Raw genomic sequence first — 26,806 nt, forward strand, 5'->3', positions numbered from 1 at the left:
AACCATGAAATTTTGGGAAGTGATTCTAAAGAATCAGGTCTTAGTGACTGCAGTTACCGGCTGGCTGGTAGCGCAGGTGTTAAAAACACTGATCGACCTGGCTCTTAATAAAAGTTTTAATCCGGAGAGGCTTGTGGGATCCGGCGGTATGCCAAGTTCCCACTCCTCTACGGTCTGTGCATTGACGACCGCCGCCAGTTACCGCTATGGCGTCGGTTCTTTTGAGTTTGCAATCAGTTTTGTACTCTCCATGATTGTGATGTATGATGCTATGGGAGTACGAAGAGAAACAGGAAAGCAGGCAAAGCTTTTAAACAGCATTCTCTTAGAAAATCCCCTGAAGCTGAACGGCGAGATTTTACAGGAAAAATTAAAGGAATATGTGGGACATAGTCCTCTGCAGGTTGGAGCAGGAGCCATACTTGGCATTTTACTTGCAGTTTTGATAGCGCAATATTATTAATAAAAAAGAAAAATTTTGGGGAATCGTAAGAAAATAACCCTTGATTTCTTTAGATATCCATATTATACTTTAACAAGTTAAAAAATTGTTAATTTTGGAGGCAAATTGGATATGTCAATTTATCATAGGATAAACTGTTTTTTCCTATTCAGCTTTCTGGGTTATCTTCTTGAATGCGCTGTACTTAGCTATGAAAACAAAAGACCGGTTTTTAACCGCGGATTTGGACACGGACCGTTCTGCATCATATATGGATTTGGATCTGTTGGGGCCACAGTGCTTTTAAGCCCTTTCATTGACAGTCCGGTGCGCCTGTATTTCGCCTCTATGGTGATGGCAACTTTCATGGAGCTCGTTACGGCTTATATGATGATTAAGCTGTTTGGATCATTCTGGTGGGATTATAGCAGGAAGCCATTTAACTACAAAGGAATTATCTGTCTGGAGAGCAGCATTGCCTGGGGATTTTTAGGAATCTTTTATTTCCGCTTCCTCAGTGGATTTGTGAATCAGGCGGCAGGTATGATTCCAGATGATTTTCAACGTATTACAGGTATATTTTTGTTGGTTTTTTATGCAACCGATTTTGTATATACCATGAGGATGCAGCTGAAAGCAGACTGTGAGGAAGATGAGTCGTCCTTAGTGGGACGCCTGAAAGTATATTAAAGAATGGCGGGATTCGTAACGGGTCCCGCCTGTTTGCAATTTCATGAGTCAGGAATTATAATAGAAGAGAGAGGACACTAATGATAAGAGATTATAAGATTGTGCTTGCTTCGGCATCACCAAGAAGAAGAGAACTTTTAAGCCAGATCAGTCTGAATCCTGTAATAGAACCAAGTACGGTTATTGAGGTGATTACTACCAGGGTTCCTGAAGATGCAGTGATGGAGCTGTCTTTGCAAAAAGCAGAGGATGTGGCAAGGCATCAGCAGCCGGGAACGATTGTAATCGGAGCAGATACTGTCGTGGCAGCTGAAGGTAAGATTCTTGGAAAACCTAAGAGCCATCAGGAAGCATATGAGATGATTGAATCCTTTCAGGGAAAAACCCATCAGGTCTTTACCGGTGTGACTTTGATTTACTGTGGAACGAATGGAACCACAGTCCGCAGTTTTGCAGAACGGACTGATGTTCATGTATACCCTATGACTCCGGAAGAGATCCGATTATATGCAGAAGATGAGGAGCCTATGGATAAGGCCGGTGCTTATGGAATCCAGGGGCGGTTTGCTGCTTTTATCAAAGGGATTGACGGAGATTACAGTAATGTAGTAGGATTGCCTGTAGGACGAGTCTATCAGGAATTAAAGCAGATCTGTGAGCAGGAGGAAAAAGCATGATAAAACTGATTGTATCAGATATTGACGGAACACTGGTGCCAGACGGAGGATATGAAGTTCCGGCTGAGCTTTATGAGGTAATATTGAAATTACGGGCAAAGGGCATTCAGTTTGCAGCAGCAAGCGGAAGGCAGTGGGTCAGTATTGAATCCATCTTTGATCCGGTGAAAGAAAAAATATTCTATCTTTCTGATAACGGTGCTTATATAGGCTGTCACGGCAGAAATCTGTTTCTGAATCCAATTGAACGTAAGACTGCCATGGATATGGTGGAAGATGTAAGGAAGACAGAAGGACTTGAAGTTATGCTCAGCGGTCCTGATGTGGTGTATATGGAGACGAAAGACAAGGATTTTATTGACTGGATGGTTAACAGCTATAAATTTCGGGTGGAAATGGTAGAGGATTTAACAAAAGTTGAGTCTGAATTTATTAAAGTAAGTGTCTACCGGAAAACAGATGTAGAAAGCCATACCAGACAGTTAAGGGAAAAATACAGGGACCGGTTAAAGATCACCATTGCCGGAGATATGTGGATGGACTGTATGAGGCCTGGAACTAACAAAGGTGAGGCGGTAAAGCTTCTTCAGGAAAGTCTGTCCATCACACCGGAAGAGACCATGGCATTTGGCGACCAGCTAAATGATATTGAGATGTTAAATCAGGCATACTACAGCTTTGCTGTCGCCAATGCCAGAAAAGAAGTAAAAGAGGCAGCACGGTTTCAGACCGATACCAATTTGAATCAGGGCGTATTAAAAATATTAAAGCTGCTTTTATAAGAAAGAGGGGTGCGTATGAAAAATCTACGCAGATACTGGGGAAGACTCCTTATAATTGCGGCGGCGGTATCCGCCATGCTTTCCGGCTGCAAGACGGAGATCCCCCTTGTATCGGAAATCAAGGAAACAAAGCTATACACCCTTCCACAGTCCATGATTATACTGGCGACTGAGAGGAATAAATATCAACAGCTTTACACCAGCCAGATCTGGGGGGTGGAGCTTCCCGGCGGACAAACATTTGAAACCTATCTCATGGATCAGGTAAGAGAATTTCTTCAGGAGATGAAGATGATGAATCTTCTTGCTGAAAGTAAGGGTGTGACCCTGACCAGCGGGGAGAAGGAAGAGATGCGCAAGGCTTCAGAGGAATTTTATAATTCCCTGACTCCTGATGATATTGCTTATATGGGAGTGAGCCAGTCAGATGTAAGATTTATGTATGAGGAGTATTATCTGTCTAATAAAGTTGTTGTAGAACTCACCAGGGACATGAATCTGGAGATCAGTGACAGTGAGGCCAAGGTAATTGATGTGGAAGAGATCGTAATGTCTGACAAAGCCGCGGCAGATGAAGTCCTTTTAAAGCTGAAGGAACAGGGAGCTGATTTTTCGGCCATTGCCAGAGAATACTCGGAAAATGGAGTAATTGAACGGAAGATGGGAAGAGGGGAACATCCAGGAGCTTTAGAAGATGCGGCCTTTGGTCTGGCTGAAGGTGAAATCAGCCAGGTGACAGAGAGTCAGGGTAAATACTATATTATCCGGTGCGTCAGTGATTACGATGAAGCAGCTACCCAGGAACGAAAGTCCGGCTTATATACCAGCCGGAAAAAAGAAGCATTTGACCAGATTTATGCCCAGTTTAAACAGGACAACCCCGTTACGTTTGGCAATAATATCTGGAAGGATCTTACATTTTCCAAAGATGATAAAACCACAACCACCAGCTTTTTTGAAATTTACAAAAAATATTTTTCTGATTGACCCATAAGGAAGGAAGAGCAGGATACCAATGAAGCAGGAAGAGATTCGAAGTGGTAAAAGACGCAGCCGCAGGCGAAGAGGAAGACGGGGACAGGAGTCGTTCATAAAAGTTATCATTTTTTTATGTTTCTTTCTGCTTTTGGTTGTACTGACTGCAGGAGGGATGTTTGGGTACCGATATATTCAGGGGGATAAAACCTCTCCTGAAACCCTGGAATCCAGCAGAGAGGTTTTACCGGAAACCATGGGGCAGCTGCCGCAATAAACAGGGATCGCAGACTGAGGGAATTTTTTTCCATTCCCTCAGTGATTAAGAAAAGAATAAAATGTTATTGCAAGATAGCAAAAATAATGATATATTATGAGTAAGTTGAAAACAACTGAATAAATCATTATGATGACGTGTTACTGGTAATGCAGGCAAGATCGGATTAGACGAATGGCTATAAGATGGATGGGGTATTTTGTCTTATAAAGAGTTCGTTTAATTGGGTCTTTTTATTTTGTCATTCCGGCCGGATGAGGAGATAAGAAAATACTTGAAAGGGGAATTGTATATGAATTATAATCAAATAGCCAAAGATATCTTGACCAATGTTGGCGGTTCTGGAAACGTAAAAGGACTGACCCATTGTTTTACAAGATTAAGATTTCAATTAAAGGATTCAAAAAAAGCAAATAAAGAGACCATCGAGCATCTGGAAGGAGTTATCTCTGTTGTAGAAAGCGGAGGACAGTTTCAGGTAGTACTGGGAACCAAAGTAAACCAGGTTTATGATGCCATCATACCTATGATATCCATAGATGAAACAACAGAAATCAGCGAAGAGAAGGTGTCCATCTGGAATCGGATTCTGATTGCAGTTTCTGCTATGTTTACCCCCATGGTTCCGGCGATTGCAGCTTCCGGACTTTTAAAGGGCTTCCTTACCATTGCAAAGATTATGGCAGCGAAACAAGGTGTGGATATTACGGTTAATCAGACATATACGCTGATTATGGCTGGTACGGATGCCTTATTCTATTTCATGCCTGTTATTTTAGCTTATACCAGTGCCAAGGTGTTTAAAGCAAATGAATTTATTGCCATGGCTCTTGGCGGTACCATGTGTTATCCGTCAGTCGTAGCACTGATGACTGGGAAAGATGTAGTAAGCATGTTTGGTGTTACCATTACCAAAGCAAGCTATGCTTCCTCCGTTATTCCGATTATCATTGGAGTTTTCATTCTTTCCTATGTGCAGAAATTTTTAGAAAAAGTAATTCCTGAAATTTTAAAAATCATTCTGGTTCCTGGCTTATCACTTTTAGTTATGCTTCCGGCAACCTTTATGGTGTTTGGTCCCATTGGTATCTACATCGGTAATGCAATCACCTTTGTTTACACGGGTATGATGAATTTAAGCCCGGCCATCTGTGGTGCCTTTATCGGCGGTATGTGGTGCGTGTTTGTTATTTTTGGAGCGCATAGAGCACTTCTTCCAATTGGTATTAATGATGTCGCTCAGTTCGGGCACCAGAATCTTTTGGCTTTTGCAGGAGCTGCCAACTTTTCACAGGGCGGAGCAGCTCTGGGTGTTATGTTAAAAACCAAGAATAAAGATTTAAAAACGGTGGCGGCATCAGCGGCAATCTCTGCTTCCGTTTGCGGTATTACGGAACCTGCCATTTATGGGTGTAACCTTCGTTTAAAAAGACCGATGATTTACGCCATCATTTGCGGTGCCATTGGCGGAGCGATTATGGGCGTTGGCGGTGTATATGGGGATTCCTTTGCAAACAACGGAATTCTTACCTTTGCAACGTATGCGGCATTTGGTATGAAACCATTTGTGTACTATCTGGTCGGGGTAGGCGTTTCTTTCTTTGGTGCCATGATACTTACTTATCTGTTTGGATTTGATGAAATGGGAGATAAGAAAAAGAAAACAGAAGCAACCCCAGTTACCACTATTACAAAGAATCTTGAATTAGATCCATCAGAAGCTGATTTTTTCATATCTTCACCCATTGAAGGTGAAGCCGTCTCCATGACAAAAGTAAATGACGAAGTATTTTCCTCTATGGCGTTAGGAAACGGAATTGCTATTATCCCGGAAAAAGGAGAGGTAGTAGCTCCGGAAGACTGTACTGTAACCTTAATCTATCCCACTCTTCATGCACTTGGCCTTATGCTGGATAATGGGGTGGAGATGATCATTCATGTTGGGATTAATACGGTTCAGTTAGAAGGAAAGCATTTTAAGAAGTTTGTAGAAGAAGGCAGTCATATTAAAAAAGGAACTAAAATTCTGTCCTTTGATATTGATGCATTAAAAAAAGAAGGCTACGATACCATTGTTCCGATTATTGTAAGCAATACTCCTGTATTTCAGCAGGTTTCCGGAATTACAGGAAAAGGGGCAACTCTTGAGAAGTCTGTTATTGCCATCAAGAAAAATCAGTAAAGGAGTTTTAATATGAACAGATTGAAAACGAAGTTTCCTGATCACTTTTTATGGGGAGCATCCTCATCTGCATTTCAGATTGAAGGCGGCTGGGATGAAGGCGGAAAAGGACCCACGGTTGCAGATATAAACTCCTTTAAGCGTTCTCATTTACAGGCTGACAGTAAAGTTGCCAGCGATTTTTTCCATCACTGGAAAGAAGATATTGCTCTGATGAAAGAGATGGGACTTAATATTTACCGTTTTTCCATTGCCTGGGCAAGAATCATACCAGATGGAGACGGGGAAATGAACCAGGCAGGAATCGATTTTTATAATGATGTCATTAACTGCCTGTTAGAAAATGACATTCAGCCATTTATTACCTTATATCACTTTGACCTTCCCTATGCACTGGTTGAGAAATACAATGGGTGGGAATCCAGAGAATGTGTAAAAGCATTTGAGCGCTATGCAAAGATCTGCTTTGAAACCTTTGGTGACAGAGTGACCTATTGGCAGGTTCATAACGAACAAAACCTCATGGTCCGTGTGGATGAACGAGTGAATATTACCGCCGAAGACAGCTGGGAGGCTGACCGTCAGAGAGCGCAGATGGATTATCACATGTTCCTGGCTCATGCACTGGCAGTGAAAGCGTGCCATTGTATCATTCCAAATGGCAAGATTGGTCCGGCAGTTTCTTCCACCTGTACATATCCGGAGAGCAACCGTCCGGAAGATGTATGGGCAGCCCGGTTAAATGACTGGTTTAAGACGGATTACTGTCTGGACATGCATTACTACGGCTGTTATCCGGGATACTACATGAGATATCTGGAGGAGAGAAATATCGTTCCTATTATGATGCCAGAGGATGAGGAAATACTAAAGGGTGCAAAGATGGACTTTATTGCCCTGAATTATTACCGAACCCTTTGCGTCCGGTATCTGCCGGCAGATGATGCTCATCCGGTGGGAGAAAGAGCGTTCCCCATCAATCAGGTTGATTTTGATCAGTATGGATATTTCCATCATCTGAAAAATGAACATCTTGCTTCCAGTGAATACGGAGCACAGATTGACCCGCTGGGCCTTCGAACCGTATTAAATAATTATTATCAAAAATATCATCTTCCTCTTATCGTGACAGAAAATGGACTGGGCACTGCAGATACTCTGACAGAGGACGGAAAAGTCCATGACGATTATCGAATTGATTACTTAAAGGCACATATTCTGGCTTGCAGTCAGGCCATAGAAGACGGAGTTGAGATGCTGGGGTATTCCCCATGGACCTTTATGGACCTGCTCAGCTCCCACGAAGGATTTAAGAAACGTTATGGTTTCATTTATGTCAATCGTGACGATCATGACTTAAAAGATATGAGCCGGATTAAGAAAGACAGTTTTTACTGGTATCGGCGCGTCATCGAAACCAACGGGGAAGAACTCTAAATAACAGAAATGGGGTTTGGTTATGAGGGTTGTTAAGGTAATGAATAATTCTCTGCTGCTGGCACTTGACGACAGCGGCAGAGAGGTAATTCTGATGGGGAAGGGAATCGGTTTTAATAAATCCATTGGACATCATTTAAAAAGTGAAGACATTGAGAAAGTGTTTGTCTTAAAAGACCGGTCTATATCCAAGAATATTATCCGTCTCGCATCTGAAATTGACAGTACTTATTTTGAACTGGCAAAGCAGGTGATAGACTATGCCATTGAGGCTTATGGAATGGTTCTGATGGAGCACATTTATCTGGGACTTACAGATCATCTTTCTTTTGCTGTAAAAAGATATCAAGAGGGGATTTTAATACAGAATTTTTATACACAGACATTGAAGCGTTTTAATCCCAGGGAATTTCAGGTGGGATTATATGCCCTGCAGCTTGTGAGGGAGCAGCTGCATGTGGAGTTGCCTCAGGATGAGGCCGGAAATATTGCCTTTCATTTTATCAATGCACAAACAAATAACTCTTATAGTACAGACAACCAGACCATATTTGAAACCGTTCAGGGGATCCTGGATATCGTTAAATATAACTTTTCCATTCTCTACAATGAAGAGGGGATCGGTTATACCCGGTTCATTACTCATTTGCGGTTTTTTGCACAGCGGCTTGTGAATGGCAGTCAGGATTTATATGAATATGAAGATTCTTTTTATACTCATGTAATTGAAAGCTGTAAAAGGGAATATGACTGTGTCAGAAAAATCGGGATCTTTATTCAGGAAAAATTTGATTCCAGATTGTCCAGGCAGGAAGAGATGTATTTAACGGTCCATATTCATCGGATATTAGAGGAATACTCTCATCAAAATAAGAAATGAAGGGGCAGAAATTGAACGAGCAAATTTTTACGCGCAAACAGGAAATCCGCTATCTTGCAATGGTTTCCCTGTTCTGGTTTGCGCAGTACATATACATTCCATATCAGACGACCTATCTGACTCTTATAGGAGTCGGCAGCGCATTTACCGGAATGGTGCTGGGTGCTTATGGACTTACCCAGCTGGTATTTCGTTTTCCAATAGGGCTATGTGCGGATTCCATAGGAAAGCATAAGTGCTTCATCCAGGCAGGAACTCTTTTTTCCGGCCTGGCATCATTGTTCCGGATATTCTGGGGAAACGGGATGGGTTTTTTAGCTGCAAATCTTTTTTCCGGCATTGCTTCCGCCATGTGGATTTCGTTTATGGTGTTTTACACCAATCATTTTCCACAAAAAGACCAGCAGTCAGCTACCAGCAGAATCGTGATGTTTAATAATTTTGGTATGCTTATCGGCTTTTTAGCAAGTACCATGGGATACAGCAGGATTGGAATGGCAGGAATCTGTATTCTTAGTGTTTTGGCCGGTCTTCTTGCCTTTTTTCTCTCGCTTCAAATCAAAGAACCATGCAGGAAGACTGGGAAAATTGATGCAAAGGAACTTATTACTGTATGTAAAATAAAACGGCTGTGGCTATTCTCCATTCTGGCTTTGATTCAGCAGGGGATTCAGCTTACGACTGCCATGTCGTTTACAAATCAGATTCTGAAAGATCTGGGAGCCGCCAATGGATTGGTTGGATTATCCTCAATTATTTATATGGTTTCGGCAGTAGGATTTGCAGCCTTTGCTTCTGCCGGTTACTGTTGTAAGAGAGGTCCCAGATTTTGGATCCCAGCCGTCTTTGTAATGATATCTGTCTATTGTGTGCTGGTACCTTCGGCGAAAAATGCGACTGAGCTTTTATTCCTGCAGATACTTCCCGGAATGTCTACCGGTATCTTGTTTTCGTATCTTACTTCAGAGGCAATGTGTGGAATTGAAGCGGAAAAACGTTCCACTGCCATGGGGCTTTTTCAGGCAGTTTATGCCATAGGCATGACCGCGTTTCCTATCTTTACCGGGAAAATTGCCTCTGCATTCAGCATCCGGCATGGTTATCTGGTGCTGGCAGGAATTTCTCTTATAGGAATTGTAATCTCGCTTGTTTATTATAGGAACAGAACTGAATGCAAAAATAATCCATAAGTGAAGAATACGCCTTGATACGGAATTTTATCCGGTCAAGACGTATTTTTTACAGACTTTATTTAAGCTTTGAAAAATTCTTCTGCCAGTCTTACCAGTGCTTCCTGATCCTTCACACCCATAAGCTCTCTGGCTGAATGCATGGCCAGCATGGGAACACCTACATCCACTGTGCGCATAGTCAGCAAAGCAGAAGAAATGCTTCCCAGAGTAGATCCGCCTTTTACGTCGGAACGGTTTGAAAACTTCTTATAAGGGATATCAAAGGCGCGGCAGATACCCTCGATCACGCCTGTGCTGGTGGCATCGGTTGCATAGGCCTGACTTGCTGCAAGTTTGATGGCGACTCCGTCTCCCATCATGATCTGATTTTTGATATCACATTTCTCTCCGTGGTTTGGATGAATGGCATGAGCCACATCCATGGAAAGAAGAAATCCGCTTAACAAAGCATTTAAAAAGTCGGTTCTGGTATAACCAAGGGAGGCGTAGATCTTTTCCAGAATATGTTCAGTCAGTGCAGAAGCGGCCCCCTGTTTTGTGTGGCTTCCGATCTCTTCGTTATCATACAGGGCGATGGCATGGATTCCACTCTCATGTGTATCAGAAAGAATGCCGCTTAAGCATGCAGAAACGGAAGTAATATTATCAAGTCTGGGAGCGGAATAAAATTCATTCTGCAAACCAAGAGTGGTTCCGGACTCATAATTGTAGATGCAGATTTCATAATCCAGAATGTCTTCTTTCTTTACCCCGGCTTCTTTTGCAAGCGCATCAATAAAAAAGCTTTCTTTGTTTAATTCATCAGTAATCCGGGCAATTAAAGGAAGCATGTCCACTTGTGCATTTAAGGCAAATCCTTCATTGGCATTGCGGTTCATATGAATGGCCAGATTGGGAATGGTAAGTACCGGGCGGGAGAAATTCACAAAGATAGTCCTTGGATTCATAAGCGTGTCACCTGTCACGCTGACCTTTCCTGCCATGGATAAGGGACGGTCAAACCAGGTACCTAAGAGAGGACCGCCATAGACCTCAACGTTGAGCTTTCCGTATTCCAGAGCAGTTACTTCCGGAGATGGCTTTACCTTCAGACATGGCCAGTCCGTATGAGAAGCTGCCAGTTTCAGCTGGGGGACAGCTGTCAGCTCATCGCCGACGGTAAATGCGATTAAGGTGGAGTCAAATGCGTTTATGTAGTAGGAGCCCCCCTGCTTTAATTCCCAGGATTCTGCCAAAGGCAGCTCCTTAAATTCTCCTGCAGTAAGCCGTTTCGCAGCAGCCTGAATGCAGTGGTATGGAGAGACCGATGCAGCAATCAGTTCTTCCAGCTGTTTCATATGATTCATATCATTATCCTCTTTTCTGATTTTCAATTGGTTTTCTGACTGAAACCGTTGAATCTATTATAGCATAGAAGAGAGTGGTTTGGAATACCGACAGGGAGAGTGAAATCCTGCGTTGACATTGGAAGAGTTTCCGTTGTATAGTTAACGGAGAAAATACGGATGGGGAGAATGAAACCATGATTGCGTTGAATATAGAAGAGATGAAACCTTTTACGACAAAGTTGTTTGTAGGAGAAGTTTTTGACCGTTTTCTTGTAAAAGAGGCTTCAGTCACTACCTTTAATACATTTACCATTGACGGAGCCATACGGTCTGGCTATTATACTGCAGAGGAAAAGGAGGCCCTGGACTTGGGAGAGCTGTCCACCTGGGCCATGATGAAGCCCTTTTGTTTTTCGCTGATCAAGGGCAAACGGCTGCCTGGGAGTTTTAAGATTGTAATGCAGATGCCCAAAGAGGATACGGAGCGTTTTCTTTCCCAGCGAAAGATTCCTTTCACTTCAAATGAGGTTAAAGGACTGTATATCAATATCAGATACGAGGAAGAACGCCTGACCTGTGTGACAGGTACCTCAGTGTCTGTTTTTACTCTGGATAAGACCTTAGATCAGGAATGGGACCAGGCATTTAAGGAGTTTTTAAAGCAAAACCAGATTGTTTATCTGGAAGAATGACATTATCAGCACTCAAACGGTTTGAGTGCTGATTTTCTATTGACAATTCCATTTCTGCGTATTAAAATACTCTTTGCAGGTATAAATTGTAAAAATTCCATGATGGTCATGGAACAAAAATAGAATAAGAGAGTAAGGAGTGTTCTGATATGGCAAAAACAGGAAGTTTGACAATCAACAGCGAAAATATTTTCCCGATTATTAAAAAATGGTTGTACTCAGACCATGATATTTTCTACCGTGAATTGGTATCCAATGGAAGCGATGCCATCACAAAGCTGAAAAAGCTTGATGTTATGGGAGAGTGGCAGAAGCCGGATGATCTGGAGTTTAAGATTGAAGTAATCACAGATTCCAATGAAAAGACGATTACCTTTAAAGATAACGGTATTGGTATGACCATGGAAGAAGTTGATGAGTATATCAATCAGATCGCATTTTCCGGAGCAAAGGATTTCCTTGAAAAATATAAGGACAAGACCAACGAAGATCAGATCATCGGACATTTCGGACTTGGTTTTTACTCCGCTTTTATGGTTGCAGATAAAGTAACCATCGATACAAAGTCCTACAAAGAAGGTGCAGCACCTGTTCACTGGGAGTCTGACGGCGGTACAGAGTATGAGATGGAAGAAGGGGATAAAGAAGAAGCTGGTACTACCATTAAGCTTTATCTCAATGAAGACTGTCTGGAGTTCTGTAACGAATACAGAGCAAGAGAGGTTTTAGAAAAATATTGTTCCTTTATGCCAGTTGCCATCTACTTATCCAATGTAACAGCTGAGCCTCAGTATGAGACGATCGAAAAGGAAGAACTGACTGAGAAGGATACTGTGGTTGAGACCATTGTGGAGGAAGCCAAAACAGAAGAAATAGAAAAAGAAAACGGCGAAAAAGAAATAGTGGAAGTTTCTCCGGCCAAAGAAAAATATAAGATTAATAAGCGCCCGGTGGCTGTCAATGATACCAACCCTCTGTGGAATAAGCATCCAAATGACTGCTCTGAAGAGGATTACAAGGGCTTTTACCGCAAGGTATTCCATGATTATAAAGAGCCATTATTCTGGATCCATTTAAACATGGATTATCCGTTTAACTTAAAGGGAATTCTCTATTTCCCAAAACTGAACTTAAACTATGACAGCCTGGAAGGAACCATTAAGCTGTACAACAACCAGGTGTTTATCGCAGATAATATTAAAGAAGTAATACCGGAATTCTTAATGCTCTTAAAGGGTGTTATCGACTGTCCGGATCTTCCTCTGAATGTATCCAGAAGTGCGCTGCAAAATGACGGCTTTGTTAAGAAGATCTCAGATTATATTACAAAGAAGGTTGCAGATAAGCTGACTGGAATGTTTAAGACAGATCGTGAGAATTATGATAAATACTGGGCAGATATCAATCCATTTATCAAATTCGGCTGCTTAAAAGATGAGAAATTTGCAGAAAAGATCAATGATTCCATTCTCTTTAAGAATCTGGAGGGCAAGTATTTAACACTGGCAGAATGTCTGGAAGAGAATAAGGAAAAACATGAGAACAAAGTATTCTATATTACCAATGAAAAAGAACAGAGCCAGTATATCAACCTCTTTAAAGAAGCAGGACTTGATGCGGTTTATTTAACAGAGAATATTGACAACCCGTTTGTGGGATACTTAGAGCAGAAGAATGAGAATGTGAAGTTCTTATGTATTAACTCTGATTTATCCGATACGTTTAAAGAAGAAGTAACAGAAGAGGACAAAGAGGCCATGAAGGCTGATGTGGAAGCTTTGACTGAACTGTTCCGTAAAGCTTTAAATAAAGAGAATTTAGAGGTTAAGGTTGAGAAATTAAAGAATGATAACGTTTCTTCCATGATTACTGTTTCCGAAGAATCAAGACGGATGCAGGAAATGATGAAGATGTACACCATGCCTGGTATGGATGCTTCTATGTTTGGAGCAGGCGGCGAAACTCTGGTTCTTAACTATAACAACAAACTGGTTCAGTATGTATTAGGACATAAAGATGGTGCTCATACCAACGCAATCTGTGAGCAGCTTTACGATCTGGCAGCGTTAAGCCACGGATCTCTCACACCGGAGCGTATGACAGGCTTTATTGCAAGAAGCAATGAGCTGATGTTAGTAATGGCAGAAGAATAAGGATTTTTTAATACAGCAGATAAAAGGGATGTCAAAAACAGAAGGCCTTTCTAAGGGAGGTGGCTGTTTTTGACATCCATTTTTTTCATATATATTCTATTGACAGACCAACTTTGTTTCTCTATAATATATAGTAATGAATACTACATGATAAGTTTCGTGCCAGGAGGAAGAATATAGATATGAGCTATAAAATCATTGGGGACAGTTGTACGGACCTGACGCCGGATCTGAAGAAAGATCCCCACTTTCAGATCATTCCGTTAATTTTACAGGTCGGTAATACACAGATCATTGATGACGAGACGTTTGATCAGAAGAGTTTTCTTGAGCTGGTAAAAAACAGCAGTGAATCTCCTAAGACAGCATGTCCGTCTCCTGAATTATATAAAGAGGCATTCGAGTGTGAAGAGGACCAGGTCTTTGTTATCACTCTTTCCGAGCATTTAAGCGGAAGCTATAACAGTGCAGTACTGGGTAAGAAGCTGTATGAAGAGGAACATGGAAAAGACAGCAAGAAGATTGCCGTATTTGGATCCGATTCTGCTTCCTGCGGACAGCTTAATATAGCTGTTTACATTCAGTCTCTCTGCCAGGCATCTCTTCCCTTTGAAGAGATTGAAGATAAGGTGAGAGCCTATATAAAGAGTATGAGAACCTACTTTGTTCTGGAAAGCCTTGATACCTTAAGAAAGAACGGACGCCTTACCGGTCTGCAGGCATTCTTTGCTACTGCGCTTAATATTAAGCCTGTTATGGGAGCTGAATCTGGCGTGATCATTAAGCTGGATCAGGCCAGGGGAATTAACAAAGCACTGACCCGTATGGCTGATATTGCCATGAAGGATGCCGGAGATACCAGGAACAAGGTACTGGCAATCGCTCATTGCAATAATCCGGAGCGGGCGGAGTTTGTAAAGCAGGAGATGTTGAAAAGAGGCATTTTTAAGGACATAATGATTACTGAAACAGCAGGTGTAGCGACAGTATATGCCAATGACGGCGGAATTATTATGACATTATAAGTCAGGTGTGACAACGTTCATATACAGGAAAAAAGCCGGTTTTGCAGAGAATAGGATATGTGTATCCTTTCTGTAAAACCGGCTTTTTTGCTTAATCTCCCTGATTTGACAAAAACATGGAACCAGTGTAAGATGTAAAAATGGGAATTAATCCCAGGTGATAGATAAGGGATCTGTTATGAATCATCCACAAAAAACTGTGGAAAAGTGAGTTGTTCAGTCGTATATGGGGAAAAAAGATCAATAATTGTGGAAAAAGTTATGAACCAGCAAAAAGTATGTGGAAATTATTAACAATCTGGAGGAGTAAATGAAGAAGACCAATGGAGCCATGAAGTTTCTGATTATCCTTCCCGTATTGCTGTTTGTCGTGCTGGCGGGGTGGATTGGAGGAACAGAATGGAAGCAGAGACAGGAAACAAAAGAAACAGTCAGTAAAGCAGCGGGAGATACGAATCCGTCTTCTGTTACCCAGCAGGATACCAGGAGTGCACGGGAAGAAAGCAGCAGTCAGGAAATTATGACTGTAACGGAAGATACAAAAGAATCCAAAGAATCCATTACAAATCAGGAGAAAAATCCAGTGGTACATCTCCTTTTTGCAGGGGATATATTACTTTCTACTCATGTTACGACAGCATATGATAAAAATGGCGGTATTAATGGCGTGCTGGATGAGGGGATGCGGGGGGAAATCAGTAAGGCTGATATCTTTATGGCCAATCAGGAATTCCCATTCAGCAACCGGGGATCTGCAGCACCGGACAAGCAGTTTACATTCCGGTTAAATCCGGACCGGGTTTCCATGATGAATGAAATTGGTGTGGATATCGTAACAATCGCCAACAATCATACACTGGATTACGGAACGGATGCACTTTTAGATACCTGTACGGCGCTGGATGGAGCTGGAATCCGCTATGTGGGCGCAGGACCTGATATGAACCGTGCAAAACAGCTTGAGACTATGGAAGTAAATGGGAAAACCTTCGGTTTTCTTGCCGCATCAAGAGTTTATCCCGATCCCAACTGGGTGGCCAACAGCAAAAAGCCAGGTATGGTAAGCGGATACGATCCAACCATACTTCTTGAGGAAATCCGTAAGGCCAGAAGTATATGTGACTATGTGGTGGTCTATGTTCACTGGGGAATAGAGCGGGAAGAAAAGCCAAAAGAATATCAGCGGCAGCTGGGACAGCAGCTGATTGATGCAGGTGCAGATCTGGTAGTGGGCAGCCATCCCCATGTTCTTCAGGGAGTGGAATATTACAAGGGAAAGCCAATCTGCTACAGTCTGGGCAATTTTATCTTTGGCAGCAGCATTCCTAAGACTGCCCTTATGAGGGCAGATGTAAATTTTGAGGATAATACCACCACTCTATCTCTTGTTCCGGGAACCTCAGGTGCAGGATTTACCAAAACGCTGGCAAAACCGGAAGAGGTGAACGGATTTTATCAGTATTTTCAAAATCTGTCTTTTGGAATTACAATCGATGACAATGGTGTCATACACAATAACGGCAATTGATTCAGACGAGGTATCTGTCACCCTGGCAGATGCCTCGTTCTTTTAAACGCTTTGTCAGGGTATTCAGTACCAGACGCTTGTTGCCGCTCCACAAAGGGGCGAGAAGAAGTTCCTTGGGACCATCTCCGCTCAGCCGGTGAATGACCACAGATGGTGGCAGAAGGGAGAGACAGTCTATGACAAGATCTGTATATTCTAAAAGAGAATATACGGGTACAGTCCCCTTCCTGTAAAGATCCGCCAGGTCAGTTCCTTCCAGAATGTGAAGAAGTTGCAGTTTAATTCCGTCGATTCCGTGTTCACCTAAATTCCCCAGATAGCGGATGGTCTCAAAAATCATATCGTTGGATTCTCCGGGAAGTCCTAAAATGACGTGAGCGATCACCGTGATTCCTGCTTCTTTTAAATTCTTCCATGCATGATAAAAATCGGACAGCGGATACCCTCTCCGAATGAACTCTGCTGTGGATTCATGAATCGTCTGGAGCCCCAGTTCCACCCACACCGGTTTTATCCGGTTTAATTCCTTTAACAAAAGAATAACATCAGGAGGAAGACAGTCAGGTCTTGTGGCAATGGATAAAACAACCACATCAGGATGGGAGATAGCCTGTGTAAAGAGTTCACGCAAATAGGATACTGACCCATAAGTGTTGGTGTAGGACTGAAAATAAGCAATATAGAGACCGTTTTCCCCGTTCATTTTAAGAGACACCCGCTTTTTGGCAGAGTGAATCTGTTCTGCTACAGAAGTATGAAGTCCTTTGGCTTCTGCAAATTCCCCGGAGCCGCCTCCGCTGCAGAAAATACAGCCACCTGTTCCCAGTAAGCCATCCCGGTTGGGGCAGGTCATACCGCCATCCAGTGCAAGCTTATAGACTTTCTGCCCATACTGCATTTTCAGTTCATAATCCAGAGCGTGGTAAGGCTTGTCATTCCAGAACATGTTGACCTCCAGTTTTTTGATTGTTTCATTATAGAAGAGAGATTGAGGGAAGTCAAATTATTTTATAGCTTTTCGTAAAATATTATATTGTGAAAACTTTGGCACTTATGATATACTCGAGATAATGGCGCTTGTATGCCAATGAATGGGGAAAAGGAGATTTTTAAGAATGAAAACAGATGAAACAATCCGTTTTTTAGAATCCGAAAAGGCAGGAAAACTAATGACTGCTTTGTATGGCGAAAAAGCGGCAGGAGAGAATATTTTAAGATATCAGAACCTGGTAAAGGACTTTAAAAATCATTTTCCGGAAGAAGATGTTCTTTTATTTACATCACCTGGGCGTACGGAGATCAGCGGGAATCATACCGATCATAATCACGGGAAAGTTCTGGCAGGAAGCATCAATCTGGACTGTGTAGGTGTGGCTGCAAAAAATAACAGCAGCCTGATTAATATTGTCAGTGTGACTTACAACCAGAGCTTTACCATAGATCTTGATGATCTGGCTCCAAGCGATAAAAAAGCCGGCACCATTGATTTAGTAAAGGGTCTGTTAAAGGGATTTTTAGAAAAAGGCTATGAGATCGGTGGATTTAATGCCTATATAACCAGCAATGTAATCAGCGCGGCAGGTGTCAGCTCTTCCGCTTCGTTTGAGATGCTTCTATGTTCCATACTGAACACATTTTTTAATGACAGCCGCATGGATACAGTGGCTTATGCACATATTGGAAGATATGCGGAAAACGTCTATTGGGACAAGGCTTCCGGTCTCCTTGACCAGATGGCATGTGCTGTTGGCGGTCTGATTACCATTGATTTTAAGGACCCGTTAAAGCCTGCTGTGGAGCAGATTGATTTTGATTTCGCATCCCAGAACCATAGTCTGATTATTGTCAATACAGGAAAGGGACATGCGGATTTAAGCGCCGATTATTCATCCGTTCCTGAAGAGATGAAGAAAGTGGCAGAGTTTTTTGGAAAAGAGGTTTGTGCAGATATAACGGAAGAAGATGTGATTGGTCAGTTAAGTGCAGTTCGGGAGTTTGCAGGAGACCGTTCTGTACTCAGGGCCCTTCATTTCTTTGAAGAAAATAAGCGTGTGGATGCAGAAGTGACTGCTTTAAAAGAAGGAAGATTTGACGAATTTCTTTTAAATATTACTGCTTCCGGAAATTCTTCCTGGAAGTGGCTTCAGAACTGCTTTACCAATACCAGTTTCCAGGAACAGGGAATTACGGTGGCTCTTGCTCTTACGGAATTGTTTATCGCTGGTAAAAAGCGGGGGGCATGCCGGATTCACGGAGGTGGATTTGCAGGGGTTATTATGGCGGTTCTTCCCAATGAAATCACAGAGGAATACATCTCCTATATGGAAACGGCAATGGGAGAAGGCAATGCTTACCGTATGAGTATCAGACCTTATGGTTCCATCTGTTTTAATACAGTTGCAGAGCAATAATAATTGTAAATCCTGCCATAATAGAGTACAATAGAAGCAAGAAAACCTTCATATATCATGTAAGGGAAAAGGAGGCAGGCATTATGAAAGAAAAAAGTAATCTGATCATCACCATAGGAAGGCAGTACGGAAGCGGTGGACGTATTGTGGGAAAAGCTCTTGCAGAGGAACTGGGGATTCATTTTTATGATGAGGAGATTCTGACGATCACATCGGAACAAAGTGCGGTTGGAGAAGTTTTTTTCCGCCTTGCAGATGAAAAAGCCGGCAATAATCTGTTATACCGGATTGTCAGCGGATTAAAACCGCAGCTTGGCAAGCCCTCCACAGATGCGGACATTGTAAAACCGGAGAATTTATTCCGTTTTCAGTCACAGGTTATTAAGGAACTGGCGAAAGAGGAGTCCTGTATTATCGCCGGAAGATGCGCGGATTATATTTTAAGCCGTGAGGAAGAGGATGTTCCTGGGCTTGTGAAGATCTTTGTCTATGCAGATACACCTACACTGATCCAGAGAACCATGGAAGTTGATAAGATTGATGAGAAGGAAGCAGCCAGACGGGTAAAGAAGGTTAACAGGGAACGGAAAGAATATTACCGCTACTATACCGGTGAAAACTGGGAAGACTGGAACAATTATGATCTCATTATTAACACAAGCCGGATTGATCTGGAACAAACGGCCAGGTTGATTAAAGATTATATTAAATTAAGAGGAATTGAAGCCTGAAACATATTGTAAATCCTTTGATGCAGAGATATAATGAATATTAGAAGTGAGAAAAGCCGGTTGGAAAAGTTTCCACTGGCTTTTTTCAGAAAACGTGTTTTCAGAACGGAGATCACTTATATGAACTACGGAAAAGACTCCAGGATTACGTCTGTGATCGTGAGCATGTTCAGTGTTCTTATTTTGTTGGTCCTTGCTTTTATTTTCTTATCCAGTCAGCAGGAAAAGCTGAATCAGGAATTCAATCAGTTGATTTATTCAAGTCTTACTTCCTTTACAGACACACAAAAAAATCAGATATTAAAGATAGCCGATGATGCGAGTACGATAAAATACGGCATGGAAAGTATGATAGAGGCGGTCAGTCTGTCTCCGGAAGATCAATGGATGAATCATTACCTGACAAAAATGGAGGGGGAAAATCCGGATTATCAACTGGAATATGTCTCATGCAGCAATTGGAAAGAAATAATATCCGGAGAAGGAAAACGAAGGATTTTTGAACAGGTTATAAACAATAAAACAGATGTACTGGATATTTTGTGTCCTGCGGAAAATGCAGATGGATACATATTTTTAGTAGCTGAGCCGCTTACGGCTAATGGTACAGTGGCAGGAGTTTTATTTTTTACCTTTAAGACGGAGAAGTTTGGAGAAATTGCTAAAGATCATATGCCCTTTAAAAAGATCCAATCGCAGATCATTAAATCAGATGGCAGTATTGTTTATTGCAATAGTGATCAGTTAATACGCGGCAGTAATCTATTTTCCTCCATCAAAACCAACGAAGCACAAAACCAGAATATAAAATCCATTAAAACCCAGATAGAAAACGAAGATTCATTCACTACCTCTATTGCCATGAACGGGAAGAACTATTATATTTCGGCAATGAAGGTAGGGATCAATGACTGGATTCTGATTAACTATGTCCGATCTCCGGATATTATGCTGCAGTCAGAATATGTATTTGGTATGTTTTTCGGTACGGCAATTTTGCTGATCCTGTTGACAATTGCAGGATGCAGCTGGATATTCCTTTTATTTTACAGACAGAACCAGAAGCTTCAGCTGGAGTCGGAACGTTATTCCGTTTTATCCCAATTTACCGATACGCTGCTTTACGAGTACGATTATGAAACAGATACCATTGAATTTACCTCCAATGCCAGAAGAAAACTGTTCCTGGAAAAATTAAAGGCAAGAGGGGTTTTAAGGCTGAACCGGGGGGAATATTTAATGCACCCGGAGGACTGGCAGAAGGGGGAACGCCTTCGCTGGGCGCTGTTAGGAAGTAAGCCGGATGAGGTAAGGTATTGCAGAATCCGGTTAAAAGGGCATTCAGGAGAATATCGGTGGTTTAGCTGTCAGTATAAGATTCTTCCCGGACAGGCCGGCTGCAAGTCCCGGATGGTTGGGAAGCTGGAGGATATTACCGATCAGCTGGGAAGAGAAGAGATGCTTTTAAACCGTGCAAGAAAAGACCCCTTAACAGGAGTATATAACCGTTCGGGAGAGCAGATTATTGATGGCAAACTCTCACTGATGTGCAGCGGAATTTTTTTCATGATTGATCTGGATAATTTTAAGGAGATCAATGATTCCTGCGGACATGCGGCAGGAGACCACGTCTTAACCAGAGTAGCGGAATCCCTGGAAAAGCTGGTGGGAAAAGACGGAATCGTGGCGAGAGTAGGCGGAGATGAGTTTGTAGTCTTTATTACGGAGAACTGGGAAGAGTCCCAGATCACTGATATGGCAGAGTCCATTCTTGATCTTATGGATCATACAGAAGAGGGATATTATACGGTTATTCGTGTTACTGCCAGCATCGGAATTGCCATTGCACCAAAGGACGGTAGCAGCTATGAAGAATTATATAATGCTGCAGATAAGGCGATGTACTACATAAAACAAAACAGCAAAAGAGGATATGCTTTTTATAAAGGAGAAGAAAAAGCGCATCTATAAAACCGGAACCAGCTGGCCAGTGTTTTGGACTGTCTGATTCCGGTTTTTATTCTTATTTAATCGGGGAACCCGTTTTCTTTCTTGCAGAACTGGTTTTTACCACAACAGATATCTGCCCTGCTCTGGTCGGTGCAATGTCCAAGCAGACCTCTTTTCTGGGAACAGTTTTTCCCGCAGCAGTACCTGGATTCCGGGCATAAAGTATAATTGCCTCCCTGAATAATCAGCTTCTTCCCATTAACAAGAGCATCTGCAAGTTTGCTTCTGGCGCTGTCATAGATCGCCTGCACCGTTGTTCTTGCCACACTCATCTGTTGGGAGCATTCATTCTGAGTAAGCTTCAGATGATCAATTAAGCGGATCACTTCGTATTCATCCACTGACATCTCTATGGTCATAAGTTTTTCTTTGTTGCAGGGGGCAAATTCCATTGTTTCAGGCATTTCACATACACGTCGCTGTTTTACGGGTCTGGCCATCTTATCTGTCACCTCATTTCAAATAAGGTTAGTATATCTGTAGTTGAATAAAATGTCAATCATACAGCTGAGAAAGGAACAGATTAAATGAAAAGCGGAATCAGAAAATAATGTTCCGATTCCGCATTTTTATTAGATAAATAAGTTTACATTGGATTCTTCAGCATCTCCCAGATAGGCACCTACGCCACCCAGTTCTACGCCGTCAATCAGCTCTTCCGGATGAATTCCCATTACATCCATACTCATGGTACAGGCAACAATACGAACGCCTGCTTTCATGGCTTTCTTTATCAGGGTTTCCAGGGAATCAACATTTTTGTCATTCATGATTTTTTTCATCATGGCAGTTCCCATTCCGCCCATATTCATCTTAGACAGTTTCAGTTTTTTGCTTCCCCGGGGGAGCATCGCACCAAACATGGACTCTGTCAGAGTTTTTTTAACCTGTTGTTTCTCTTCTTTTCTTAAGGCATTCAGTCCCCAGAATGTGAAGAACATCGTAACCGGCCTACCCATGGCAGCAGCACCGTTGGCGATGATAAAGCTGGCAAGAACTTTATCCAAGTCTCCGGAAAATACAATCAGCGTTTTTCCGTCAGCAGCCTCTTTTTGTGGGGCAGAAGGGGACGGGGAGTTTTTTTTAACCAGTGCCACATAATCATTATCCCGCCGTTCATTGGATAAAAGGGTGTGGCCTGTTCTGCGGCACCATGCTCCGATATCTCTGGCAAAACCTGGATCAGAAGCGGAAACTTCCATTACCGAACCTTCTTTCATGTCTTTCATGGTTTCAAAAACCTTCATGATGGGTCCGGGGCACTGCATACCGCTGCAATCCAGACGCATGGCTGCTGTGGGAATATCCTTCGTATCCATCTGCCCGTTATCTGAGAATGAGACCGGCGTGGTAATCTTTGGCGTGGTGTCATTTTCGTAATGGGTGGACTGATAAAATCGCACTCCGCCTGGATAGATCTTTACATGAGCAAACCCGTTCTGCATTAAAATGCGTGCTGCATTATAAGCGCGGACTCCAATGGCACAGAAGGTGATGATTTCTTTGGAAGGATCCAGTTCTTTTAACCGGTCTCTCAGCTGTCCAAGTGGAATGTGCTTCGCCTGAGGCAGTGCAAAGGCCATCAGCTCTGCATCCTCTCTGACATCCAGCAGCTGTGCGCCTGTATTTTTATCCGGTGAATCCCAGGAAGCAAAGGAAACTCTTCCTTCCAGAAGGTTTTCTGCAGTAAATCCCGCCATATTAACCGGGTCTTTGGCAGAAGAAAATGGAGGCGCATAAGCTAATTCCAGGTATTTTAAATCTTCAATTGTGGCTCCAAGACGTATGGAAACGGCAAGTGTATCGATCCGCTTATCTACGCCGTCCATACCCACAATCTGGGCACCGTAAATGGTTTTCCCATCCATGGAGAATAAAAGCTTCAATGTGAGGGGAACTGCCCCGGGGTAATAACCGGCATGAGAATTCTGGGTGATAATGATACTTTCATAATCAGTTCCCTTTTTCAAACCTCGTTTCATCAGTGCTTTTTCATTGGCACCGGTTGAAGCAGCAGTTAAATCAAATACTTTTGCAACAGAGGTTCCCTGGGTTTTTTTATAAGTTTCTTTACCGCCCGCTATGTTATTGGCAGCAATGCGTCCCTGCTTATTGGCAGGACCTGCAAGCGGCACCATGGCAGCATCTCCAAAGGTGAAATCACTGACTTCGATCACATCACCCACAGCATAGATATCAGGATCTGAGGTTTTTAAAGTATCATCAACAATGATTCCGCCCCGCTCATTGACAGCCAGACCGCAGGATTTTGCAAGTTCACTGTTTGGACGTACGCCAATAGAAAGAATCACCAGTTCTGCTTTTAAGATCTTACCGCTTTTTAGTGTGATTGCCACAGAGTCGTTTTCATCAGCAAAGGATGAAACTCCGTCTCCAAGATAAAGCGAAACCTGGTTCTGGACGATGTTCTCATGAAGCAGCTGAGCCATCTCATAGTCGATGGGCGCCAGTACCTGATCCTGCATTTCGATGAGAGACACGCTTAGGCCGGTATGGCGAAGGTTTTCAGCCATCTCAAGCCCGATGAAGCCTCCTCCGATAACCGCAGCAGTTTTAATCCCTTTTTCTTTAATCAGACCGCGGATGCGGTCAGTATCCGGAACGGTCCACAGAGTCTGAATCCGGGAAGATTCGATTCCTTTAATAGGCGGTCGGACAGGAGAGGAGCCTGTGGAAATGACCAGAGTGTCGTAGGATTCCTCATAGGATTCCCCTGTTTCCAGTTTCCGGACCGTTATTTTTTTGTCTTCCCTGTCTATGGCTGTTACTTCATTTTTTACTCGGACATCAACCCCGTATTTCTTTCTCATGGCTTCCGGCGTCTGTAAAAGCAGAGCATCTCTGGATTTGATCACATCGCCAACGTGGTAAGGAAGACCACAGTTTGCATAGGAAATATACTCACCCCGTTCCAGAATGAGAATCTGAGCATCTTCATCCAGTCTCCTGAGTCTGGCCGCACAGCTGGCTCCGCCTGCGACTCCGCCGATTATAACAGTTTTCTTCATGGTGCGCCTCCTGATATATGAAAAGTTTCATTCAAATAAGCTTGTTATGTTTTTGACACTCTCAGTATAGGACGCCAGAAGAAAAATGTCTGTGACAGAGTCACATAAAATAATATCAGTTCAATAGGCTGTTATCTACAGGCTGGCTGCAAAATCCCGAACCTGCTCCAGCTTTTCCGATTTAAGCATGCTTCCTTTTTCGGCCATACCTGATATGGTGATTACCCCTTTGTTTTCCCATTTTAAATAAGAGCAAATGGAATTTAACTGGGCTTTTGCTGCATCGTATACTCCGTCAGCCCCGGAATTTAAAAGCATGGCTATGGATTTAATATGAAATCCTTTTTTTGCAAATGCGTACATTCGGTCAATGAAGCACTTTGTCTGTGCGGATACATCAAACCAGTACACAGGGGATGCCAGTACCAGCATGTCTGCCTGACTTAAATCTGTTAAAATGCTGTTCATATCATCATTTTGAATACATACTCCGTCATGAGTAAAGCAATAGGTGCATGCCAGACATGGTTCCACCTTTAAGGTACTTAACTCTTTGACCGTAACTTCATGGCCAGCCTCTCTTGCTGATTTTGCAAAAGCAGACGCCATAATCTCTGTATTGCCGTTTTTTCTTGGACTACCTGTGACTACTAATATGTTCAAACTAACCTACCTCCGTTTTTTTATGAATGAAGAACCCAGGAAAATAAGTATTTCATTTCAGAAGAAGTTTTTATTTCTGGAACAGGAAGCTTTTTAAATTCACCTGGAAGCTTCTTCTCAGCAGCAGCCAGACCAAAATGGCAGGCAGCAATTCCCACATCAACTCTCTGGATATCTACAGAGTTCTTCCCTTCCTTTAATGTCTTTGCTTCGTAGAAATGATAGGCGTCCTGACTTTTTACAACTCTCCAGGGCTGTTTATTTACAGCGGAGGGTGCCAGTCTTGTCATTTCCAGGGCAAAAGCAAAATCACCTGCATCGGATTTTGCCAGAGGAGAGGAGAAATCATCCTGGAAGAAAAGCTCTTTCCAGTCTTTCCGCTGGTCAGATTTGGCGGTCCACTTTATGATTGATTCCATGGGCCTTTTTTTACCAGTGGGATATCCAAGGGGGGAAATAACCGGAAATAAATCTCCCTCCTTCAAGTCCATGACATGTGAGAAGGCGCTTTTATCAAAGGTACCTCCCAGCCAGCACGTGCCATATCCAAGTGCTACTGCGTAGAGAACTAAGTGCTCCATAGAATATCCCAGTGCCTCCAGTGCCAGATCGCAATCCGGTACAGTGGCGCCAATAAAGTTCCTGGCACCTTTAATAACTCCGTAGGTGCCAAGTTTTTCTCCTTTCAGTGCGTCACTGCTTTCCAGAATACGAAAGCTTACGTCCACAGAGAATGGATTGTTTAAAGTCTTAATAAAATCATGGAACAGTTCTGTTTCCTCTGGTGTGAGAGAGCGGGGCTCATAGGACCTGATACTGCTGCGCTCCCTGATGGTTTTTTCCACGGGAAAAACAGGTTTCATAGAATTTTGTCCTTTCTTTTATATAAGAGTTTTATAAAAATTACTGTCTCCTGGTTTTTCAACCAATTCTTTCATCACACCAATGGCATCTTTAAAATGCTCAGATGCTCCGTGAGCAGCCAGACTGGCCTGATCTTCCCATTCTTCCAGCATGGTTATAATATGGGGATCTTTTACGTCCTGAACCAGCTCGTACCGGATACAGCCGGCATCCTTTTCTCTGGTCTGCTTTACCAGCTGTGTGGCGACTTCAATAAATGCATCGATTTTCTCTTCTTTAATATAATTTTTTGCAACAACCTTAATCATTTTATTTTATTCTCCTTTGTTTATGCCCATTTTTCATAATGTACGCGTTCTGCTTTATACCGGTCTGTAAATTCATTTTTCTGTCCATCGGGATAACCAATGGCGATCAGTCCGTAGGGTTTGATATGGTCCGGAAGCTGAAAGTAACTGCGTACCTGTTCAATCACCACATCAGAAGTAGCCACACCCAGCCAGACGGCTCCCAGTCCTAAGTGAACAGCCTCTAACAGCATATTCTGGGAAGCTGCACCTAAATCCTCTTCCCAGCCCTTCGGAACCTTAAATTCATTTTCATTTCCAAGAAGAGCAATGGTAACAGCTGATCCTGCCACTGGTTTGGCGTAGGGAGATACGTCAGCCAGTTTCTTTAAATTTTCTTTGTCCTCTATCACAATAAATTCCCATGGCTGCTGGTTGGCTGCTGACGGCGCCTGCATGGCTGCCCGCAGAATTTTGTCAATCTTCTCCGGCTCTACGGCATCAGTGGTAAATTTGCGGATACTCCGTCTGTTAAAAATCTCCTGCATAA

At 42.6% G+C, this 26,806-nt stretch carries 25 protein-coding genes; 17 read left to right on the top strand and 8 right to left on the bottom strand.

What is annotated here, in order from left to right; genetic code table 11:
- Nucleotides 1-4 precede the first annotated feature (4 nt).
- The 10 genes from BXY41_RS04445 (at nt 5) to BXY41_RS04490 (ending at nt 9,532) form a co-directional block, all read left to right on the top strand.
- A complete protein-coding gene (locus tag BXY41_RS04445; RefSeq protein ID WP_104435636.1) occupies nt 5-463 on the top strand; it encodes a divergent PAP2 family protein in 459 nt (152 codons plus the stop codon).
- Between the two features lie 111 nt (nt 464-574).
- Nucleotides 575-1,132: a putative ABC transporter permease gene (locus BXY41_RS04450; protein WP_104435103.1), complete on the top strand. Its 558-nt coding sequence runs from the start codon at nt 575-577 to the stop codon at nt 1,130-1,132.
- 80 nt (nt 1,133-1,212) lie between these two features.
- On the top strand, nt 1,213-1,809 hold the full coding sequence (locus BXY41_RS04455) for a Maf family protein (protein ID WP_104435106.1): 597 nt from the start codon (nt 1,213-1,215) through the stop codon (nt 1,807-1,809).
- Complete coding sequence (locus tag BXY41_RS04460; RefSeq protein WP_104435108.1) at nt 1,806-2,591, top strand: HAD family hydrolase; 786 nt, start codon at nt 1,806-1,808, stop codon at nt 2,589-2,591. The genes BXY41_RS04455 and BXY41_RS04460 overlap by 4 nt, the downstream gene beginning before the upstream one ends.
- A gap of 15 nt (nt 2,592-2,606) precedes the next feature.
- Nucleotides 2,607-3,578, top strand: coding sequence for a peptidylprolyl isomerase (locus BXY41_RS04465; RefSeq protein WP_104435111.1), 972 nt, complete (start codon nt 2,607-2,609; stop codon nt 3,576-3,578).
- A 28-nt stretch (nt 3,579-3,606) separates the two neighbouring features.
- Nucleotides 3,607-3,843, top strand: coding sequence for a hypothetical protein (locus BXY41_RS04470; protein ID WP_104435113.1), 237 nt, complete (start codon nt 3,607-3,609; stop codon nt 3,841-3,843).
- Nucleotides 3,844-4,135: 292 nt separating this feature from the next.
- A complete protein-coding gene (locus BXY41_RS04475; protein WP_104435115.1) occupies nt 4,136-6,025 on the top strand; it encodes a beta-glucoside-specific PTS transporter subunit IIABC in 1,890 nt (629 codons plus the stop codon).
- 12 nt (nt 6,026-6,037) lie between these two features.
- The gene (locus tag BXY41_RS04480) at nt 6,038-7,462 is read left to right on the top strand and encodes a glycoside hydrolase family 1 protein (protein ID WP_104435117.1); all 1,425 of its coding nucleotides are present in this window, start codon (nt 6,038-6,040) and stop codon (nt 7,460-7,462) included.
- Between the two features lie 22 nt (nt 7,463-7,484).
- Nucleotides 7,485-8,342: a PRD domain-containing protein gene (locus BXY41_RS04485; RefSeq protein WP_104435119.1), complete on the top strand. Its 858-nt coding sequence runs from the start codon at nt 7,485-7,487 to the stop codon at nt 8,340-8,342.
- Between the two features lie 11 nt (nt 8,343-8,353).
- A complete protein-coding gene (locus BXY41_RS04490; protein ID WP_242980037.1) occupies nt 8,354-9,532 on the top strand; it encodes an MFS transporter in 1,179 nt (392 codons plus the stop codon).
- Between the two features lie 62 nt (nt 9,533-9,594).
- Here the strand turns inward: BXY41_RS04490 and BXY41_RS04495 are convergent, their stop codons facing one another.
- Nucleotides 9,595-10,881 carry a M18 family aminopeptidase gene (locus BXY41_RS04495; RefSeq protein ID WP_104435124.1) on the bottom strand — a complete coding sequence of 429 codons (1,287 nt, stop codon included), beginning with the start codon at nt 10,879-10,881 and terminating at the stop codon, nt 9,595-9,597.
- 176 nt (nt 10,882-11,057) lie between these two features.
- Between BXY41_RS04495 and BXY41_RS04500 the strand changes: the two genes are divergently transcribed.
- From BXY41_RS04500 to BXY41_RS04515, 4 genes are all read left to right on the top strand, one after another.
- Nucleotides 11,058-11,555 (top strand): DUF5721 family protein, encoded by a 498-nt coding sequence (locus BXY41_RS04500; RefSeq protein ID WP_104435126.1) that lies wholly within the window; start codon nt 11,058-11,060, stop codon nt 11,553-11,555.
- A gap of 149 nt (nt 11,556-11,704) precedes the next feature.
- Nucleotides 11,705-13,708, top strand: a complete 2,004-nt coding sequence (htpG, locus tag BXY41_RS04505) for a molecular chaperone HtpG (RefSeq protein WP_104435129.1) — start codon at nt 11,705-11,707, stop codon at nt 13,706-13,708.
- 182 nt (nt 13,709-13,890) lie between these two features.
- Nucleotides 13,891-14,733: a DegV family protein gene (locus BXY41_RS04510; RefSeq protein WP_104435131.1), complete on the top strand. Its 843-nt coding sequence runs from the start codon at nt 13,891-13,893 to the stop codon at nt 14,731-14,733.
- 310 nt (nt 14,734-15,043) lie between these two features.
- On the top strand, nt 15,044-16,261 hold the full coding sequence (locus tag BXY41_RS04515; protein WP_104435133.1) for a CapA family protein: 1,218 nt from the start codon (nt 15,044-15,046) through the stop codon (nt 16,259-16,261).
- Nucleotide 16,262: 1 nt separating this feature from the next.
- Here BXY41_RS04515 and mnmL read toward each other — a convergent pair whose 3' ends face one another.
- The gene (gene mnmL, locus BXY41_RS04520; RefSeq protein ID WP_104435135.1) at nt 16,263-17,207 is read right to left on the bottom strand and encodes a tRNA modification radical SAM protein MnmL/YtqA; all 945 of its coding nucleotides are present in this window, start codon (nt 17,205-17,207) and stop codon (nt 16,263-16,265) included.
- Between the two features lie 169 nt (nt 17,208-17,376).
- Here mnmL and BXY41_RS04525 point away from each other — a divergent pair, with 169 nt between their 5' ends.
- The 3 genes from BXY41_RS04525 to BXY41_RS04535 all read left to right on the top strand — a co-directional run bounded on the left by BXY41_RS04525 (nt 17,377) and on the right by BXY41_RS04535 (nt 21,374).
- On the top strand, nt 17,377-18,672 hold the full coding sequence (locus BXY41_RS04525) for a galactokinase (RefSeq protein ID WP_104435137.1): 1,296 nt from the start codon (nt 17,377-17,379) through the stop codon (nt 18,670-18,672).
- An 83-nt stretch (nt 18,673-18,755) separates the two neighbouring features.
- Nucleotides 18,756-19,403: a cytidylate kinase-like family protein gene (locus BXY41_RS04530; RefSeq protein WP_104435139.1), complete on the top strand. Its 648-nt coding sequence runs from the start codon at nt 18,756-18,758 to the stop codon at nt 19,401-19,403.
- Nucleotides 19,404-19,523: 120 nt separating this feature from the next.
- Complete coding sequence (locus tag BXY41_RS04535; protein WP_170072211.1) at nt 19,524-21,374, top strand: sensor domain-containing diguanylate cyclase; 1,851 nt, start codon at nt 19,524-19,526, stop codon at nt 21,372-21,374.
- Between the two features lie 56 nt (nt 21,375-21,430).
- Here the strand turns inward: BXY41_RS04535 and BXY41_RS04540 are convergent, their stop codons facing one another.
- From BXY41_RS04540 to BXY41_RS04565, 6 genes are all read right to left on the bottom strand, one after another.
- Nucleotides 21,431-21,853, bottom strand: a complete 423-nt coding sequence (locus BXY41_RS04540) for a DUF134 domain-containing protein (RefSeq protein ID WP_104435145.1) — start codon at nt 21,851-21,853, stop codon at nt 21,431-21,433.
- 132 nt (nt 21,854-21,985) lie between these two features.
- Nucleotides 21,986-24,442 carry a DsrE/DsrF/DrsH-like family protein gene (locus BXY41_RS04545; protein ID WP_104435147.1) on the bottom strand — a complete coding sequence of 819 codons (2,457 nt, stop codon included), beginning with the start codon at nt 24,440-24,442 and terminating at the stop codon, nt 21,986-21,988.
- A gap of 135 nt (nt 24,443-24,577) precedes the next feature.
- Nucleotides 24,578-25,105 carry a flavodoxin family protein gene (locus BXY41_RS04550; RefSeq protein ID WP_104435149.1) on the bottom strand — a complete coding sequence of 176 codons (528 nt, stop codon included), beginning with the start codon at nt 25,103-25,105 and terminating at the stop codon, nt 24,578-24,580.
- 20 nt (nt 25,106-25,125) lie between these two features.
- Nucleotides 25,126-25,968: a nitroreductase family protein gene (locus BXY41_RS04555; protein ID WP_104435152.1), complete on the bottom strand. Its 843-nt coding sequence runs from the start codon at nt 25,966-25,968 to the stop codon at nt 25,126-25,128.
- 18 nt (nt 25,969-25,986) lie between these two features.
- Nucleotides 25,987-26,277 carry a putative quinol monooxygenase gene (locus BXY41_RS04560; protein ID WP_104435155.1) on the bottom strand — a complete coding sequence of 97 codons (291 nt, stop codon included), beginning with the start codon at nt 26,275-26,277 and terminating at the stop codon, nt 25,987-25,989.
- A gap of 20 nt (nt 26,278-26,297) precedes the next feature.
- Nucleotides 26,298-26,804 (bottom strand): nitroreductase family protein, encoded by a 507-nt coding sequence (locus BXY41_RS04565; protein ID WP_104435157.1) that lies wholly within the window; start codon nt 26,802-26,804, stop codon nt 26,298-26,300.
- Nucleotides 26,805-26,806: the final 2 nt, after the last annotated feature.

This window comes from Lacrimispora xylanisolvens (assembly GCF_002934545.1).
GTDB classification, from domain to species: domain Bacteria; phylum Bacillota; class Clostridia; order Lachnospirales; family Lachnospiraceae; genus Lacrimispora; species Lacrimispora xylanisolvens.

Bases quoted from the DNA above. Each gene is read 5' to 3' on its own strand.
- BXY41_RS04445 (WP_104435636.1), top strand. From the start codon at position 5: ATGAAATTTTGGGAAGTGATTCTAAAGAATCAGGTCTTAGTGACTGCA.
- BXY41_RS04450 (WP_104435103.1), top strand. From the start codon at position 575: ATGTCAATTTATCATAGGATAAACTGTTTTTTCCTATTCAGCTTTCTG.
- BXY41_RS04455 (WP_104435106.1), top strand. From the start codon at position 1,213: ATGATAAGAGATTATAAGATTGTGCTTGCTTCGGCATCACCAAGAAGA.
- BXY41_RS04460 (WP_104435108.1), top strand. From the start codon at position 1,806: ATGATAAAACTGATTGTATCAGATATTGACGGAACACTGGTGCCAGAC.
- BXY41_RS04465 (WP_104435111.1), top strand. From the start codon at position 2,607: ATGAAAAATCTACGCAGATACTGGGGAAGACTCCTTATAATTGCGGCG.
- BXY41_RS04470 (WP_104435113.1), top strand. From the start codon at position 3,607: ATGAAGCAGGAAGAGATTCGAAGTGGTAAAAGACGCAGCCGCAGGCGA.
- BXY41_RS04475 (WP_104435115.1), top strand. From the start codon at position 4,136: ATGAATTATAATCAAATAGCCAAAGATATCTTGACCAATGTTGGCGGT.
- BXY41_RS04480 (WP_104435117.1), top strand. From the start codon at position 6,038: ATGAACAGATTGAAAACGAAGTTTCCTGATCACTTTTTATGGGGAGCA.
- BXY41_RS04485 (WP_104435119.1), top strand. From the start codon at position 7,485: ATGAGGGTTGTTAAGGTAATGAATAATTCTCTGCTGCTGGCACTTGAC.
- BXY41_RS04495 (WP_104435124.1), bottom strand. From the start codon at position 10,881: ATGAATCATATGAAACAGCTGGAAGAACTGATTGCTGCATCGGTCTCT.
- BXY41_RS04500 (WP_104435126.1), top strand. From the start codon at position 11,058: ATGATTGCGTTGAATATAGAAGAGATGAAACCTTTTACGACAAAGTTG.
- htpG (WP_104435129.1), top strand. From the start codon at position 11,705: ATGGCAAAAACAGGAAGTTTGACAATCAACAGCGAAAATATTTTCCCG.
- BXY41_RS04510 (WP_104435131.1), top strand. From the start codon at position 13,891: ATGAGCTATAAAATCATTGGGGACAGTTGTACGGACCTGACGCCGGAT.
- BXY41_RS04515 (WP_104435133.1), top strand. From the start codon at position 15,044: ATGAAGAAGACCAATGGAGCCATGAAGTTTCTGATTATCCTTCCCGTA.
- mnmL (WP_104435135.1), bottom strand. From the start codon at position 17,207: ATGTTCTGGAATGACAAGCCTTACCACGCTCTGGATTATGAACTGAAA.
- BXY41_RS04525 (WP_104435137.1), top strand. From the start codon at position 17,377: ATGAAAACAGATGAAACAATCCGTTTTTTAGAATCCGAAAAGGCAGGA.
- BXY41_RS04530 (WP_104435139.1), top strand. From the start codon at position 18,756: ATGAAAGAAAAAAGTAATCTGATCATCACCATAGGAAGGCAGTACGGA.
- BXY41_RS04535 (WP_170072211.1), top strand. From the start codon at position 19,524: ATGAACTACGGAAAAGACTCCAGGATTACGTCTGTGATCGTGAGCATG.
- BXY41_RS04540 (WP_104435145.1), bottom strand. From the start codon at position 21,853: ATGGCCAGACCCGTAAAACAGCGACGTGTATGTGAAATGCCTGAAACA.
- BXY41_RS04545 (WP_104435147.1), bottom strand. From the start codon at position 24,442: ATGAAGAAAACTGTTATAATCGGCGGAGTCGCAGGCGGAGCCAGCTGT.
- BXY41_RS04555 (WP_104435152.1), bottom strand. From the start codon at position 25,968: ATGAAACCTGTTTTTCCCGTGGAAAAAACCATCAGGGAGCGCAGCAGT.
- BXY41_RS04560 (WP_104435155.1), bottom strand. From the start codon at position 26,277: ATGATTAAGGTTGTTGCAAAAAATTATATTAAAGAAGAGAAAATCGAT.
- BXY41_RS04565 (WP_104435157.1), bottom strand. From the start codon at position 26,804: ATGCAGGAGATTTTTAACAGACGGAGTATCCGCAAATTTACCACTGAT.